11 protein-coding genes are annotated in these 16,496 nt (G+C 44.5%); 7 read left to right on the plus strand and 4 right to left on the minus strand.

Features of this window, described 5'->3' with window-relative positions; genetic code table 11:
• Positions 1–215 precede the first annotated feature (215 nt).
• Positions 216–1,544, minus strand: coding sequence for a sigma-54-dependent transcriptional regulator (locus IDJ76_RS02905; protein WP_191160536.1), 1,329 nt, complete (start codon positions 1,542–1,544; stop codon positions 216–218).
• Between the two features lie 72 nt (positions 1,545–1,616).
• Entirely contained in the window at positions 1,617–1,979 is a 363-nt protein-coding gene (locus tag IDJ76_RS02910; protein WP_191160538.1) for a cupin domain-containing protein, read from the minus strand.
• A 646-nt stretch (positions 1,980–2,625) separates the two neighbouring features.
• Here IDJ76_RS02910 and IDJ76_RS02915 point away from each other — a divergent pair.
• The 7 genes from IDJ76_RS02915 to IDJ76_RS02945 all read left to right on the plus strand — a co-directional run bounded on the left by IDJ76_RS02915 (position 2,626) and on the right by IDJ76_RS02945 (position 13,860).
• Positions 2,626–4,437: a gliding motility-associated C-terminal domain-containing protein gene (locus IDJ76_RS02915; protein WP_191160540.1), complete on the plus strand. Its 1,812-nt coding sequence runs from the start codon at positions 2,626–2,628 to the stop codon at positions 4,435–4,437.
• On the plus strand, positions 4,437–5,414 hold the full coding sequence (locus IDJ76_RS02920; RefSeq protein ID WP_191160542.1) for a PorP/SprF family type IX secretion system membrane protein: 978 nt from the start codon (positions 4,437–4,439) through the stop codon (positions 5,412–5,414). Before IDJ76_RS02915 ends, IDJ76_RS02920 begins: the two co-directional genes overlap by 1 nt.
• Before the next feature lie 2 nt (positions 5,415–5,416).
• Positions 5,417–7,111, plus strand: coding sequence for an OmpA family protein (locus IDJ76_RS02925; RefSeq protein WP_191160544.1), 1,695 nt, complete (start codon positions 5,417–5,419; stop codon positions 7,109–7,111).
• 233 nt (positions 7,112–7,344) lie between these two features.
• On the plus strand, positions 7,345–9,219 hold the full coding sequence (locus IDJ76_RS02930) for a 7TM diverse intracellular signaling domain-containing protein (RefSeq protein ID WP_191160546.1): 1,875 nt from the start codon (positions 7,345–7,347) through the stop codon (positions 9,217–9,219).
• Positions 9,220–9,784: 565 nt separating this feature from the next.
• Complete coding sequence (locus IDJ76_RS02935) at positions 9,785–11,659, plus strand: glycoside hydrolase family 30 beta sandwich domain-containing protein (protein WP_191160548.1); 1,875 nt, start codon at positions 9,785–9,787, stop codon at positions 11,657–11,659.
• 28 nt (positions 11,660–11,687) lie between these two features.
• A complete protein-coding gene (locus IDJ76_RS02940; RefSeq protein WP_191160550.1) occupies positions 11,688–12,914 on the plus strand; it encodes a family 16 glycosylhydrolase in 1,227 nt (408 codons plus the stop codon).
• A gap of 55 nt (positions 12,915–12,969) precedes the next feature.
• Entirely contained in the window at positions 12,970–13,860 is an 891-nt protein-coding gene (locus tag IDJ76_RS02945) for a hypothetical protein (RefSeq protein ID WP_191160552.1), read from the plus strand.
• Between the two features lie 7 nt (positions 13,861–13,867).
• On the opposite strand, the gene IDJ76_RS02950 is transcribed toward IDJ76_RS02945, so the two are convergent.
• Positions 13,868–15,466: a M1 family metallopeptidase gene (locus IDJ76_RS02950; protein ID WP_191160553.1), complete on the minus strand. Its 1,599-nt coding sequence runs from the start codon at positions 15,464–15,466 to the stop codon at positions 13,868–13,870.
• Between the two features lie 11 nt (positions 15,467–15,477).
• A complete protein-coding gene (locus IDJ76_RS02955) occupies positions 15,478–16,452 on the minus strand; it encodes a polyprenyl synthetase family protein (RefSeq protein WP_191160555.1) in 975 nt (324 codons plus the stop codon).
• Positions 16,453–16,496 lie beyond the last annotated feature (44 nt).

Genomic DNA, 16,496 nt, shown 5'->3' on the forward strand with positions numbered 1-16,496 from the left:
TTGTAATAAAGGGTTTAAGAGTGAGCAAAAGTGGTGTTTTTAAACAAATAGCGGCATAGGCCGATTGGAAAAAGGGGTATTTCATACTTGCGCATTATCAATAGATATACCAAAGTACAAAAACTTTATTTAAATGGTTGTAAAGGCACTTTTTTATGCCCGGTTTTTATAACCCTTCCATTTTGGTAGGGTGCTTTTCCATTTTGGAGTGGTTTTTATCCAAGCTGATACTCGTCTATTTTACGATAAAGCGTGGTTAAACCGATACCCAGCAGGCGCGCAGTTTCAGTTTTATTGCCTTTTGTATAGGCAAGTACTTTACTGATGTGTTGTTTTTCGATGCTTTGCAGATCGAGCGAGGAATTATCAGCAGCTGTTTGATTATTGAATTGAGGCGGCAAGGCATCGGGTGTCAAGATATCATCGGCCAGGATAACGGCGCGCTCCATCACATTTTTCAGTTCGCGGATATTTCCCTTCCAATGATGACGTTTTAACGCACCTACAAATTCAGGGCTCATCTTAGCTGATTTTGCCGCCTTGTCTATAAAGAATTTAAGATAGTATTTGGCAAGCGGCTCAATATCTTCTTTACGATCGCTTAGTGCCGGTAATGAGATGGTGAATACAGACAGGCGATAAAAAAGATCCAGCCGGAACTTGCCTTCTTCTGCTTCCTTTTGCAAATCGCGGTTAGTAGCCGCCATTATGCGGATGTTTACCCGGGTAGTTTGGGTATCACCCAATTTTATAAAGGTTTTGCTTTCCAGCACACGCAGCAGTTTAGCCTGCAGGTCAAGGCTCATTTCGCCTATTTCATCTAAAAAGATACTGCCGTGGTGCGCTTCCTCAAATAAGCCTTTTTTATCTTTATTGGCACCGCTAAAAGCACCCGCTTTATAGCCGAATAGTTCGCTCTCCAACAATTCGCCGGTAAAACTGCTGCAATTGATAGCTACAAAGGGCATTTGCCTACGCTGGCTTTCGTAATGTATGGCCGATGCAAAAACTTCTTTACCGGTACCGGTTTCGCCTAATAGTAAAACGGTGGTATCGGTAGAGGCGACCTTACGCGCCAGGTTTACGGCATCGGTAATAGATTTAGATTGGCCGACGATCTGAGCGAAACTATGTTTACTGCTGATCTTCTTATCGGCGTTAAAAGCCGTTTGTTGTAAAGTGGCCTTCTCTACAGCCTGGTTAAGCAGCGGGATAATCTTATCGTTATCATCGCCTTTTACAATATAATTGAACGCGCCATTTTTAATGGATTGTACACCGTCATTTATAGTTCCATATGCGGTAAGGTTGATAACCTCCACATAGGGTTTTTTGAGTTTGATATTTTTCACCAGTTCAACACCATTGGCATCGGGGAGTTTAACATCACTTAAAACCACCAGTACATCTTCCTGCTCCAGTAGTTTTAAACCCTCTTTACCGGTATAGGCCTGTAAAACCTTAAAACCTTCTAAGCCAATAATTCGCGATAGCAATCCATTAAGTTTTACTTCGTCGTCGATGATTAGAATGGTAGCCTGCATATTAATTACAATGATAGAAAATATTTCAATAACGATTATTGGCATCAAGTGTCAATCCGCGTATAGACCGGTTTATTTTTGATCTGGTATAAAATTAATAGGCTGTGTTCTGTCAAAAACCACGTAAACGCGTTTCCAGGGGTCTTCGTCTATCAGTTTCCATTTGTGCGCGGTGCCTGTAGTGTCCATCGCTATTAATATTTCGCCGGGCTTCAAAATAAAGGTCTCGCCGGGCAGGGTTTCAAACTCCAGGGTGCCCGATAAGGTGATCACATATTGGTCTGTCGGGGCATTGTGCCAGTCGTAAACGGAATGTGGTGGGGACTCTTGGAACCGGATAGCAGACGCCTGGTTAAAATCGGCCGGATTTACGTTGCCTGTTTCTACGTGCGAGTGGCCGTCATCGCCGGTATATAATCTATAAGCTTTTATCATATAATTGTAGCAAATACTAAAGAGGCGAAATTAACAATAACCTTCAATTATATCGGGATAACAACTATTTACGGTACTGAATTTTTAACTAAGCTGAAAACAAAATGCCTTGTTATTTATTTATCTGATAATGTTAAAGTAATCTTACTGTAATATCAGCGTTGTAATTTTACATAGATCAAATACTAAACATCACTATCATGGGATACAGCACACTTGATTTAGCAATGCTTTTAGTAACAGCATTTATTGTATTTATGGCATTACGCATCCAGGCGACAGATGCGCCTGCTAAAAAATTAGGTTAATTAATGCCAACCCTTTCTTATTCGAGTTAGTTAATGTTTTTCGTCCGACAGCTTTTTTACGATAAAGGGTAAACTAAGTCCCTATCCTTTAAGCGTAAACAATATTACTACTACCTTAATAATGATAATCGCCCCCCGTTGTTGAAATGGATTTTCATGCGCTAAATTTTCCGGCAAGCCCACAGCTATCTCCAAAGACATTATCCTGCGCATTCCCGATCAGCTGATGATCGCATATTGAGGTGAAGCGCCCATTTTGATTATCATTTTTCGAATCAAAAAACGTATGTTTAACTGCTGATTGCACTAACTAACCTGATTGATCCCATCGAATTTGCATGAAGTTCACGTACCCCGGTAATTTTCCGTCATTTTATATCAAGCACGTTTTATTAATGTGTTGCCTGGCGGTACTTTGGCATACTCACAACGTGAAGGCAGAGGGGAGTAAAGAGCTTACCGCTAACGGCGGCAACCGCGCTTATTTATACTCCAGCACTATCGTGAATGCATCATTTCCGTTTCCTACCAAGGGGACTATGAAAGTATATGTTAAACCAGGCGAAACGATCAATGTAGGCTGCAGCGCGCAGGGATTGAGCCTGGGCACTATTAATTTACGCGCACCCGATGGGGCAACATATAGTAGCGGCAGTTCCATTACAACCGGGTTAATAGCCAACCGTGCGCAGGAACTGGCCGGGCCATTGCCCACCCCGGGCGGTTATACACCCTTTACCAAAACCGTTTTAACGGGGCAGGAGGGAATCTGGGAGGTTGATTTTATATCGCCCAGCGGCGGTGCCGATGGAGCGGCAAACCCAACCCCGGTTGCTGTCGATGCTGCTTGGGCACAATTTGGCGGGCAATACGTTACCGCGTTTGACGTGTCGGTACGTAACGCAGCCAATACCCAATTTTTAACCGGGAGGGTATTTACCAATGAGTTCATAGGCATCCTGGGCCGCTTTAATGTGGGTTTTAACGGTATCTTTAACGTTCTCACTAAAGATGGGTATCAGTATTCCCTGGATAATAACGGGCAGGCGGGCAATGGCTTTACCTTTTTTGTAAATAACAAAGGCTTTAGGGATGGGGCTAATCTGCCATCGTACAACAGCGTTAACAACGTAACCAACCCCAATGTGCAGGATCCACGGGCTTCAGATACCGAATCGGATATTACGTACAAGATATTCTTTAACACCCCGGCGGCAGATCTGCCCGCTGTAGCCAATACGGTTGGCGGTGGCACTACCTGGTTGCTGAATACGCCCATAGCTGCGGCCCTAAGCAATTTTACTTTTAATAAAGCGGTAGCTACTGGTACGGTTTCGAGCGGCAAGTTTGCTTTTAACAGTACCGGGAGCGGCGCATATTTGATCAGTATAGATGCAAACCGTAACGCAATCTATACAGATGCTGCCGACCGCCAGCTTACCGGTGCGTTATTCGCTGGTGCCAATGAGGTAACCTGGGATGGGCTGGACGGTGCGGGTAATAAGATCACCGCTTTTTCGGGTGCTGTTTATTCCGCTAAGATTACCGTTACAGCCAATGCCGGTGAAGTACACTTCCCGTTTTTTGATGTGGAACGTAATGTGAACGGGCTTAAGCTAACCCGTTTAAATGGAAGTAACGCGCCGGATAATACCCTTTACTGGGACGATACGCAGATAACTATAGTGGGTAAGCCATCTAACCCGATAAAGAATTTAACGGGGATAAATAGTTTAACCAATGGCCATACCTGGGGAACGGCTACGACCAACGCCGATAACGATGCCGACTTTGGTAACAACAAAAGCATCGATACCTGGGGGTATATTATCAGTCCGCCATTAACGGCCACGACTAACTTGGATCTGTTTGACCCTAAGCTCGAAACTGCGGTTATTGCCCCAAATATTTTCACCCCTAATAATGATGGTAAAAACGATGTGTTCCAAATTTTGGGGTTGGAACAATACCCGGGTTCACAATTAAATATTTTTAACAGGTGGGGTAATGCTGTTTATCATTCGGACAACTACACTAACGACTGGAACGGCAGCAACCTGGCCGAGGGCACTTATTTTTATATCCTCAATAAAAAGGAGCATAACGGCAGTACTACCACCACTAAGGGTTGGGTGTATTTGAAAAGATAATGAAAAGGCCGAACAAATACCTGCTACTGATGCTACTGCTTTATGCCGTTGGTGCAAAGGCACAGCAAACCATTCAGTTGAGCCAGTATATGTTTAACGGCCTGGCGCTTAACCCGGCTTATGCGGGTTATAAAGACGACTGGACGATAAACCTGAGCAGCCGCCTGCAATGGACAGGCTTTAACGGTGCGCCCAAAACAGGCACGATATCGGCAGATGGTTTACTCAACAACGATAAAAAAAATGTGGGGATCGGTGTTATTGCGACCATAGATAAACTGGGCCCGCAAAATACTTCCTCGTTTTACGCGAATTATGCATTTCGGTTAAGGCTGAATGACGAAGATACCAAAAGGCTGAGTTTTGGATTGGCCGTAGGGGCAACACAATATACGCTGGATGGGTCGCAGTTTAATGCAACCGATGGTGGCGACAACAGCATACCCACAGCCAGCGAAAGTAAGTTTACCCCCGACGCCCGTTTGGGCATTTATTATTACGCGCCAAAAGTATATGTGGGTGCCTCGGTATTTAACCTACTGTCGGCAACTAATTTGGTGGCCGATTATACCACTCTGGTGCGCCAGGTACGCACAGTATACCTCACGGCTGGGTTGTTGATACCGCTTACGGAATACATTGACCTGAAACCCTCCTTCATGATCAAAGAAGATTTTAAAGGCCCCACCAACGTAGACCTGACCGGCTACCTTGCCTTTAGCAAAAGTGTTTGGATAGGCGCATCGTACCGCACCGGGGTTACTACCTGGAAAAACAACCTGAAAAGCGGTTTGCAAAACCTGGATGCGGTGGCAGCCCTGGCGCAGGTTTATGTAAATAATCATTTTCGCATTGGGTACTCTTTTGATTTTACGGTGAGCAAATTGGCGGGATATCAAAGCGGATCGCATGAGCTATCGCTAAGTTTTAGTTTGGGGAACAAGAAACCGAGGATAGTTAGTCCACGCTATTTTTAGACATGAAAAGACTGCTGATCACATATCTTTTACTGATGGTGCTGGGGCAAATGACCGGCGCGCAGGAACAGTTGACGCAAGCACAGCGTGCCGACAAACTTTATGAGCGTTTTGAATATGCTAAAGCTTTAGAATTGTACCTGCCGATAGCGGATAACCGCACCTCGGGGTTGCACGTTACAGAGCGCATTGCCGATTGTTATAGAAACATCACCAGGTATCAGGAGGCAGAGGCATGGTACGCCCGCCTGACTGCCGAACGAAGGGCCAGCGCTATCAGCCATTATTACTATGCCGAAATGCTTTTGCGAAATCAAAAGTTTGAACAGGCTAAAGCAGCTTATAAGGTTTATTTCGGTAAGGTAAAAGACCCTCAAAGATTGAAGTTGAAATTGGGCAGTTGCGATTCGGCCGCGTTGTGGATAACCAAGAAGCCAGGTTATGAGGTAAAAAATGAACGAAATTTAAATACTGCCTATTCAGAATACGGAGCGGCGTTTTTTTACAAAGAGCAATTAATCTTCGCATCAGACAGGGATGTAACTACCCAGATAGATAATAGGACAGGAAATGGTTGGTTTAACTTATATTTTACTGATGGAGAGGGCAGTAAGCCGATAGCGTTAAACAAGGTGCCTGCATGGAATTCGTTAGGCAACGAATATCATACCGGCCCCATTGCCTTTTATAAAGATACCGCGTATGTTACCATAACTACTGATGCTGCTGCGGCAGATATTAAAACCGACAAGCACACTAAACAAAGGCTTTACTCCCGCAGGTTACAATTGCTTGTTATGGTTAAAAAAGGCGATAAGTGGTTGTTAAGTAGTGATTTTAACTATAACGACCTGAATAAATATTCTACGGCTAATGCGGCCTTATCTGCAGATGGTAAGATACTTTATTTCACATCCGACAGGCCCGGCGGATACGGAAAAACCGATCTATGGTATTGCGGGAAACAAGCTGACGGGAGCTGGGGCCCCCCGGTAAACTGTGGGCCGCTAATTAACACTGCGGACGAAGAGTCTTTCCCGCAGATTGGCGACGACGGGTTGCTGTATTACGCCTCTAAAGGGTTGCCGGGCATGGGCGGCTATGATATTTATAAAGTAAAGGGTGCGCAAAATGTATGGGCCAAACCCGAAAACTCAAAATATCCTATCAATTCTACCAGTGATGATTTTGCTTTGCTTACACACGATGGTAAAACCGGCTACCTGTCGTCAAACCGCCAGGGAGGGCAGGGCAGCGACGATATTTATAACTTTAAAACAGTTGAACCTGCCGTGGCAAAGCCACTGTTTGGCGTCGCGGACAAGCCCATTAAAACCGGGCAAACGTTTGTGTTACGAAACATTTATTATGATTTGGATAAATACAACATCCGGCAGGATGCTGCCGCCGAATTAGATAGGGTAGCCGAAGTTTTAAAAGAACACCCCAACGTACTGATAGAATTATCCTCTCATACAGATTCGCGCGCGGATGATGCATATAACTTAAGATTATCGCAACGCAGGGCGGACGCAGCTGTAACTTACCTTATTAGCAAGGGTATCGCAGCCAACAGACTAATTGCTAAAGGTTACGGCGAAACACAGTTAATTATCCAGTGCGCTAATGGGGTAGCTTGCACCGAAGCGCAACATCAAATTAACCGGCGTACCGAGATCAAGGTGCTATCGGAATAAGTTATGAATCTTACAGACATGGTAACGCCTCCTGTAATCCCAGCCCCGAACATCAAAAATTCTCCCCCAACTATTCTCAAACAGAATAATCACTTTGCCAACCTTTGGTAGGTTTCGGCGTATAAAAAGCTTAGCTTGCCAACCAATTTATAAACCGGCATGTTGCGCCATCTCAGGCAGCACCTGCTTTACTGAAACTTATGTACAAATATTATCCGGGTGCTTTGTGCCTTATGATTTTATTATTGGCGGATTTGCAATCTGTTTTTTCACAAACCGCTGTACCTGTTGCAGATACTGCCAAACAGCATGTTTTTAGGAGAGATGAGATCCAGTATTTTAAGGAAAAAGGTAATGCGCTTACGATTGAGCAGGTAAGCAGTGCCGGTTTCAATAATAAATTTATAACCAGCACGGTGGCCACGCCCGAGATACATGATGCAAACGGCACTTATTGGTATCGGATCAAACTCGATCAATCCTTCGCAACCCGCAACAACTGGTTGCTGGAGTTTTTTGACCAAACGATTGACAGCATTACGGTTTACTCACCCACTAACAATAAAGGTTACATCGCTACCACATTAGGCAGCAACCGGCCTTTTACACAACGAATTTACAGCCATAAAAACATCAGCCTCGATATCAGTAACGACTTAAAGGGCCAGAATGTATATTACTTCCGGATGCGGTCGCACCAGTCGGCCAACGTAATTATCGTGCTGCGTACGGTGAGCTATTTTATTGGCTACGCGTTGGACGAATACTTTTTCTTCGGGATCTTTTACGGGATGATCCTGGTTTTCGGGCTTTACAATTTTATGATGTTTATTGCCATGCGGCAACGGCAATACTTGTACTACATTGTTTACAACCTCAGCATAGGCCTTTATGAAATGTGTACCGATGGCATTGCTTATCAATATTTGTGGCAAATGGCCCCCCAGTGGAACCATTATGCCTACGGTGTCGCACTTTTTCTGGTCAGTACGTTCGCCATGTTATTCGCGCAAAGCCTGTTGAATTTAAAGGAGAGCGCCCCCCGGTTAAACAAGCTCATGTGGGCTGTTATCATAGCGCGTACAGTATTTTTCGGGGCGTGTTTATTTATAAATAAAGATTGGTTCAGCCTCAAAATTGTGGAGTTTGTACCGCTGTCGGTTTCATTTGCCGCGGGTTGTTATGTTCTGTACAAAGGTTACCGTCCGGCCCGGTTTTTTGTGATCGGGTATAGCTTTTTATTCTTCGGGTTTATTATTAAAACACTAATAGCCCTAAATATATGGTGGCTGCCGGTTACCGCCCTTAACTTTTACACCTTAAGCCTTTGTTTTATAATGGAAATGCTATTTATCACTTTTGCCATTGGCGATAGGGTACGGATGCTTAAGCAGGAGAAGGATGAAGCCCAGCAGCGCATGATCAAACAACTGCAACAAAACGAAGAGCTGAAAGACCTGTTAAACAAACAGTTGGAAGAAAAGGTTGCCGAACGTACGGAAGAGTTGTTGGAAAAAACATCGTTAGTAGAATTGCAGAACGAAGAACTCACCGCGGTTAACCAGCTGTTACAGCAACAGGCAGAGGAGATCTCGCGCATGAATGTTTTGTTAGAAAATGACAACCTGTTGCTGCATAACGATATAGAGAAGGTAACGCACGACAGGGTGATGTCGGCCGAGGTGGATTTTGAAGAGTTCAGCCGGATCTACCCAGATAGGGAAACCTGTTTTAAATTCCTGGCCGACCTAAAGTGGGAGAAGGGCTATGCCTGTAAAAAGTGCTGTAACACCCAGTATGGTAACGGCCATTTACCCTATAGCCGCCGTTGCTCCAAATGCGGCTATGAAGAGTCGGTTATTGCTTACACTATTTTGCAGAACACCCGAATCCCTATTAACAAAGCTTTTTACATGATTTTCCTGATGTATTCAACAAAAGGCAAGATCTCGTCACATAAATTATCCGAGATCCTGGCTATCCGCCAAAGTACCTGCTGGGCCTACAGCACCCGGATAAAAAAAGCGATGGAAGCACGGAAAAAAGAGATCAAAAACGCAGGCAGCAAAGGCTGGAGCAAACTGGTTATCGATCATTCAGAAGATTAGACCATCGTAAAAGAGATCAATTAAAATCGTTAAAACCAACCGTTAACTATCAGAATGCAGTGCTAATTCACCAATTATTTTAGAATAAATTAGAGATTTTTAGAGGTAAAACCATACCTGTTGCATCATACGCCAAATAAAGCAACAGGCTAACCTGTGCTTAAACAGTTAAAAAACGCACACCTCTCAGTGATATTTCGTAAAAATTAATATGTGAAATAAGCGTATCATAACTTTTTTTTAAAAATGATAAATATGGGTTTAACGGCTTTAAATCTATGTTTTATTAAAATACCCCTGCGATGCAAGCGTATCAAAAATTATATAATACTTTATTAATCAGTTATTTACGAAACCTTTCACTTGCTTGTAACGTAAAAATTACCGTAAGTTTGAATAACCAATTATACCGGCGTCTGCCTCGTTTTTTGATTGATCGATTCATTGCATAAATGCCTGCAAGGCTTTTCTATGTCAATTATTTTAAATGACAGTTAAATAAGGTCAGCTGTTTTTAGATGCAAACCGTTAGAAATCATACCAATAACTAATAATACACACAATTATGAAAATCAGTTACACATTCAAATTTCTCACTACGCTCATGGTGGCGTTCGCCCTGTTAGCTTATGCATGTAAAAAGGACACCGGCCCGCAAGCGGCAGCTAATCTGGGTACTGGAGGTACGACAGCACGGGCAGCTACATCGGCGGTAACCACCTGGCTCACAACGTCAAATAAATCAAGTTTGATGGCGCAAGGTAGCGTAAACTTCTCTGCCGATGCCGGTACAAACGCAACAACGATTACAGTTGATGAAGGCACTACATACCAGGGTATTGATGGTTTTGGCTTTACACTAACCGGTGGCAGCGCAAGCTTACTAAATGGCTTAGGCGGCAACCAGGCCGCTGTATTGAACGAATTGTTTGGTACAGGCAACGGACAGATAGGGATCAGTTATCTCCGTATCAGCATCGGTGCTTCGGATTTAAGCTCGTACGATTTTACGTATAACCAAACAGCCGGTGACGTCAATATGAATAACTTTAGCCTGGCACCCGAGAATACTGATTTCCTGCCTATATTAAAGAAAATCATCGCCATCAACCCAAGTATCAAGATCATCGCCACCCCTTGGACTGCACCTACCTGGATGAAGGTTAATGCTACCGGCAATAATGGCTATACTGGCGGGAGTTTAAATACAGCCTACTATGATGCCTACGCCCGTTACTTTGTGAAGTACTTGCAGGCCATGAAAGCTCAGGGTATTACTATTGACGCTATTACCCCACAAAATGAGCCTTTAAACCCTTACAATAACCCCAGTATGGTGATGCAAGCCAATGAGCAGGTAACCTTTATCAACAATAATTTGGGGCCGCAAATACGTGCGGCTGGATTTAACACAAAGATAATTGCGTATGACCATAACACCGATGTGCCAAGCTATGCTACAACGGTAGTAGGCCAGGCCAGCCAATATGTCGACGGATCGGCTTTTCACCTGTATGCAGGCAACATCAGCACACTTACAGATGTGCACAACGCTTATCCAAATAAGAACGTTTACTTTACCGAGCAATGGGTAGGCGCGCCAAGTAACTTTGGCGGCGATCTTTCCTGGCATGTAAATAACCTGATCATTGGCGCAACCCGTAACTGGAGCCGTAACGTACTGGAGTGGAATTTAGCTGCCGATCCTAACAATCAGCCTTATACGCCGGGTGGTTGCAGCACATGTTTAGGTGGTATTACCGTAAGCGGTACATCAATTACGCGTAACGTAGGTTACTATATTATTGCACATGCTTCAAAAGCGGTAAGGCCGGGTGCTGTACGCATTGCATCTAATATCGCAGGCAGCATTCAAAATGTTGCATTCAGAAACAGCGATGGCTCAAAGGTGGTTATCGCCTTAAATACCGGCAGCAGCGATGTTAGCTTCAAATTAAAATGGGGTGGCGAGTCGTTCACCTATAATTTGGCGGCAGGAGCGGTAGTAACCTTCAAATGGACCGGTACACCATCTACGGGCGGTGGTGGCGGCACCGGCGCACCAATCGGCTCAACCATTACCTTGAAGGGGATAAACAACCAGTATGTAAGCAGCGAGAACGGAACCCAGGCGATGAATTGTAACCGGGCTACCGCAGGCGGATGGGAGCAATTTGTAGTGGTTGATGCAGGTGCGGGTAAGGTTGCCTTAACCAGTCAGGGTAAATACGTATCGTCTGAAAATGGGGCACAAGCCATTACCTGTAGCCGTACCACAATTGGTGATTGGGAAAAATTTGATTGGGCAACAACAGCCGATGGTAAAATTTCCCTAAAAGGCAATAATGGCAAATATGTATCGAGCGAAAACGGCACCCAGGCCATGACCTGCACCCGCACCTCGGTATCGGGTTGGGAAGCGTTTGGCGTAAATCAATAAATCTCACATATCTCACAAAGAACAAATTATGAAAAAGCAATTTTTTAACTTTTTAAAAAGCACCGCGATGGTGCTATTATTAGGGGCAACGGTGATATCTTGTAAAAAGGACGTAACCCAGTCGGCAGCAGACAAGGTTGGCATGTCGGAAGCCGCAACCGCTACACCAAGAGCGTTAACATTAATATGGTCGGATGAGTTTAACGGCACCAGTGTTGACGGCAGCAAGTGGAATATTGATAATGGTAACCCGAATGTGAATAACGAAAAGGAATACTATCAGGCCGCAAATGCGGCGGTAACCGGCGGCAACCTGGTGATCACCGCGCGTAATCAAAGCGTTGGCGGCCAGCCTTACACATCTGCTAAGCTAAACACCTCAGGTAAGTTCAGCGTAAAATACGGCCGTATCGAAGCTCGGATCAAGTTACCTGCTTTTCAGGGCAGCTGGCCTGCATTTTGGATGTTAGGTCAAAACATTGGGCAAGTAGGCTGGCCGCAATGCGGCGAAATTGATGTTATGGAGCAGGTGAATACCAACAACACCATTTTGGGTACCATGCACTGGAACAATAACGGCCATGTTTACTACGGTAACAGTATCACGGCAACAGCTACCGATTACCACGTATATGCCGTTGAATGGGATGCAAACAGCATCAAATGGTATGTTGATGGTACGTTGTTTAACACCGGCAATATCCAAAACAACGTTAACAATACCGAGGAATTTCAATTGCCGTTCTACATCATCCTTAACCTTGCAGTGGGCGGCGATTTGCCCGGAAACACCATTAACAATGGTGCCTTACCGGCCAGCATGTTTGTAGATTACGTAAGGGTATACAACATTACCGGCGGTACAGGCTCGACAGCACCAATTGGCCAAACGGTGACTTTAAAGGGGATCAATAATCTATATGTAAACGGACAAAACGGACAACAGGCGATGACCTGCAGCAGCACTGCCGCACAGGCATGGGAGCAATTTACTGTGGTTGATGCAGGGGCGGGTAAAGTGGCTTTACGCAGCCAGGGCAAATATGTATCGTCAGAAAACGGTACTCAGGCCATTACCTGTAACCGCACCACTGTTAGCGACTGGGAGAAATTCGACTGGGTGCCAACAGCCGATGGTAAGGTTACTTTCAGAGGGAATAACGGTAAATTCATATCGAGCGAGAACGGCCAACAGGCCATGACCTGCACCCGGGCAACAGCATCGGGCTGGGAGGCATTTGGTGTAAACCAATAATATTTTACTAAATTACAGCCTGCCCCGCCCGAGGCAGGCTGTTTTAATTACCTGCATGATTAGATTTTTGATTACCTGCTGCCTTTTTTTATTAGCTACTGGTATACTTCGGGCCCAATCACCACAAAATAAGCTACATTTAAGCTTACTTACCGGTTACGAAAGGCAAGACCTTAACTGGTCGATTGCCGGTAATGCTACAGGGCAAAACCCCAACATTTATTCTGAACTGAAATGGAGGAATGTTGGCGGGCAAACTGCAAGTGCAGCCATACAGTGGGACGTTTGGCATCACATCGTTTTAAGTGGGAATTACTCCCGTACATTCATCACAACGGGCATCGTGACTGATAACGACTATAACGGCGATAACCGCACCAGCCCGGCTTATGCCATGACTTTTGATGCAGATAGGGGAAGTACGCAGGCGATAAATTTGGGGTTGGGTTACCCACTTATTCAAACGACCCTTTTTAAACTAACTCCATTCGCGGGGTATGGTATCAACAAGCAGTCTTTACACCTTTTAGATAACACGGGCAACTTTGCCGACTTGAACAGCACCTACGAAACCAGCTGGAAAGGGCCGTTTTTACGTACAAGTGCCGAATTTAGGTTAACACAAAAAATTAAGCTTATTGGCGATGTTACCTACCACCAGGTAAACTACAACGCCAGTGCCAACTGGAATTTAATACCAAGTTTTCAGCACCCGGTAAGTTACAGGCACAACGCAAAAGGTTATGGGCTTGATGGTAATGTATACATCAGTTATGACTTGGCCAAACACGTAGCTCTCAACATCGGTGCAGCTTATTTTACTTTCCAAACAGGAAAGGGCGTGGACGAGTTGTATCTAAACTCCGGCGGTTCAGAGAAAACACAACTCAATGGGGTCGATAACAAAGGCTATCGTTTGTTTGGCGGATTGCTGTTAAGGTATTAATTGTCTATCATTCATAAATTACCTTTTTCAAATACCAGCCGTCCGTATCTATTACAGGCATAGTTTTACTGGTTACAGCAATTCCTGTTTTAGGTATAAGTAACCGTTCAGTTCCTTTATCGGTAGTTACGTCAATGGGCAATTCCATGTCTATATTTTGCAGCTTGATGAAATATTTGTCGTTTTGCCTTGCTTTTACATTTACTTCCAATTTGTTAGTGGTACGCAGATAAAGGTCGAACAATGGCTGAACTGATTTGCCGTATGCTTTGCTGAAATACTGCTCTACATCGCTTGTTACTGATAGGTTGCTGTATGTATGTGCCGGGTCGGTCGCAAAACCCTTTAGTGCAGGGAAAAACGTACTGTCGCCCATTACATAGTGCAGCGTGTGCATGAAATATCCGCCCTTTGTATATATATCATTATTATAGGCTGATGCCTCGTCAATATCTTTACCCAATACAAGTGGCTGTTTATTCTGAATACTGTAAGCCGATTTCTTAAAACGGTCTATATAAGCTTGTTTCCCTTCAAAATCCAATATCACTAAAGCATCTGCATAAGTATCGATCCCTTCGTGGATCCAGTAATCGGCCCAATCCTTAGCAGTAATCTTGTTGCCCCACCATTCGTGGCCGAACTCGTGGGTCATTAACCAGTCGAAGTCCTCGCCGTTCACTTTAGTGTACCTGAATTTATTGCCGTAGGCGTTCATGCTTTGGTGTTCCATACCCAGGTGCGGTGTTTCAGCAATGCCAACCTTCTCTTTAGCCCAGGGATATTCGCCAAAGTATTTTTCTTTCGATTGGATGATCTTAACCAGCATATCCAGCAGGTGAGGGGCCTTATCGGCATGCTCGGCCAGTACATAAAACTGCACCGGCACAGTGTTGCCAGCTATCGATTGATAAGTGCGGCTTACCATTTTATAATCGCCCACATTAAAAAGTATGCTGTAGTTGTTAATGCTGTATTTGGTTTGCCAGTGGAAGGTAACGGTATTGCCTTTTTTATCAACGCCCTTTAATAATCCAGGCCCGGCAACTACCAGGTCCTTCGGGACGGTAATCATCAGGTCGGCTCCTTCATTGGGCTCATCAGAAGGGCTGTCTTTACTTGGGAAATAGATCTTTCCGCCGGTTTGCTCGGCGGTAATCGCCATCCATGGGTGACCGGTTGAATCCCTTGTCCAGGTAAATCCATCATCCCAGGGCGGTCTTTTAGCGATGCGGGGTTTACCGCCATACATAACTTTAATACTTGCTTTGCCGGCAGATAGTTGTTTAGCTAAACTAATATTGATAAGCCCGTTCTTATGATCAAACGTCTCCTTTTTGCCGTTAACTAAAACAGCACTCACGTCTAAAGAATCGAGCAGATCAAGGATCAACACCTGCGTGGGTTTCTCCATGATCACGTCGATTACTGTTGAGCCATCTATACGTTTTTGCTCAAAGTCCACATTCAGCGCTATGGTGTAATGCCGCACATCCATAATGGCTTGTTCGGGTTTTACCTTGCCACCGGAGGTTTGAGCGGATACGGAAAAAAATAAAGCGCTTAAACCAAAGATTAAAGCGCTCATTAATAAAAATTTCTTCATGTGTTTTGATCTTAATATTCTCTCACCAGCAACCCATCGGCAAAATCGCGCAGGTATTGTTTGTTCTCTTCGGGCAGGTTTATTTTTTCTAAGGCTTCAAATGCTTTTTCGGCATAGGCTTGCATAGCTTCTTCGGCATATTGGCGCACGTTTGCCTGATTATAGATCGCGGTAACAGCGGTTACCTTCTGTGCATTATCAAACCGCTTTGCGGTAAGCCATTGCGTTAACTCTTCGGCTTGCGCGCCCTTAACCAGTTCTAAAGCCTTTATGAGTAAATAAGTCTTTTTGTTTGAGATGATATCCCCGCCTACCTGTTTGCCAAATACTAAAGGATTGCCATACACGTCCAAAATGTCATCCTGTAATTGGAAAGCTATACCTAATTGCTCGCCAAATTCGCAAAGCAGGTCGGCATCTTGCTGATCCGCATTTCCTATCAACGCGCCAATTTTCAAAGCACCACCTAATACCACGGCTGTTTTTAAACGGATCATATTGATGTATTCGTCGATGCTGATATTATCGCTGGTCTCAAAGGTCATGTCCAATTGCTGACCTTCGCAAACGCCGACAGCTGTGTTGTTGAAGATATCCAGTACCTGACGCAAAATATCATTACGCACCTGCATCATCAGTTTATAGCCTTCTATAAGCATCACATCGCCCGATAGGATCGCTACGTTCTGGTTCCACTTTTCGTGTACCGTAACCTTGCCACGGCGGATTGGTGCGTTATCCATAATATCATCATGCATCAGCGTGAAATTATGGAACACCTCGATAGCCAGAGCAGGGGGGATGGCCGATTCCACGTCGCCGCCAAATAAGTCACAAGCCATTAGTAACAACGCTGGGCGCATCCGTTTACCACCTAAGGCTAAAATGTAGCTGATAGGTTCATATAACTCTGCCGGATAAGCCGGATATTTTAGTTCAGCTACCGAATTTGCAATAAGCGATTGCAGATCTTCTAATTTTCTCATGTATTTGAGTGTGTATTGGGTGCGATGTGCGACGATTTAAGAGC

The sequence above is a fragment of the Mucilaginibacter glaciei genome, assembly GCF_014773245.1.
GTDB classification, from domain to species: Bacteria; Bacteroidota; Bacteroidia; order Sphingobacteriales; family Sphingobacteriaceae; genus Mucilaginibacter; species Mucilaginibacter glaciei.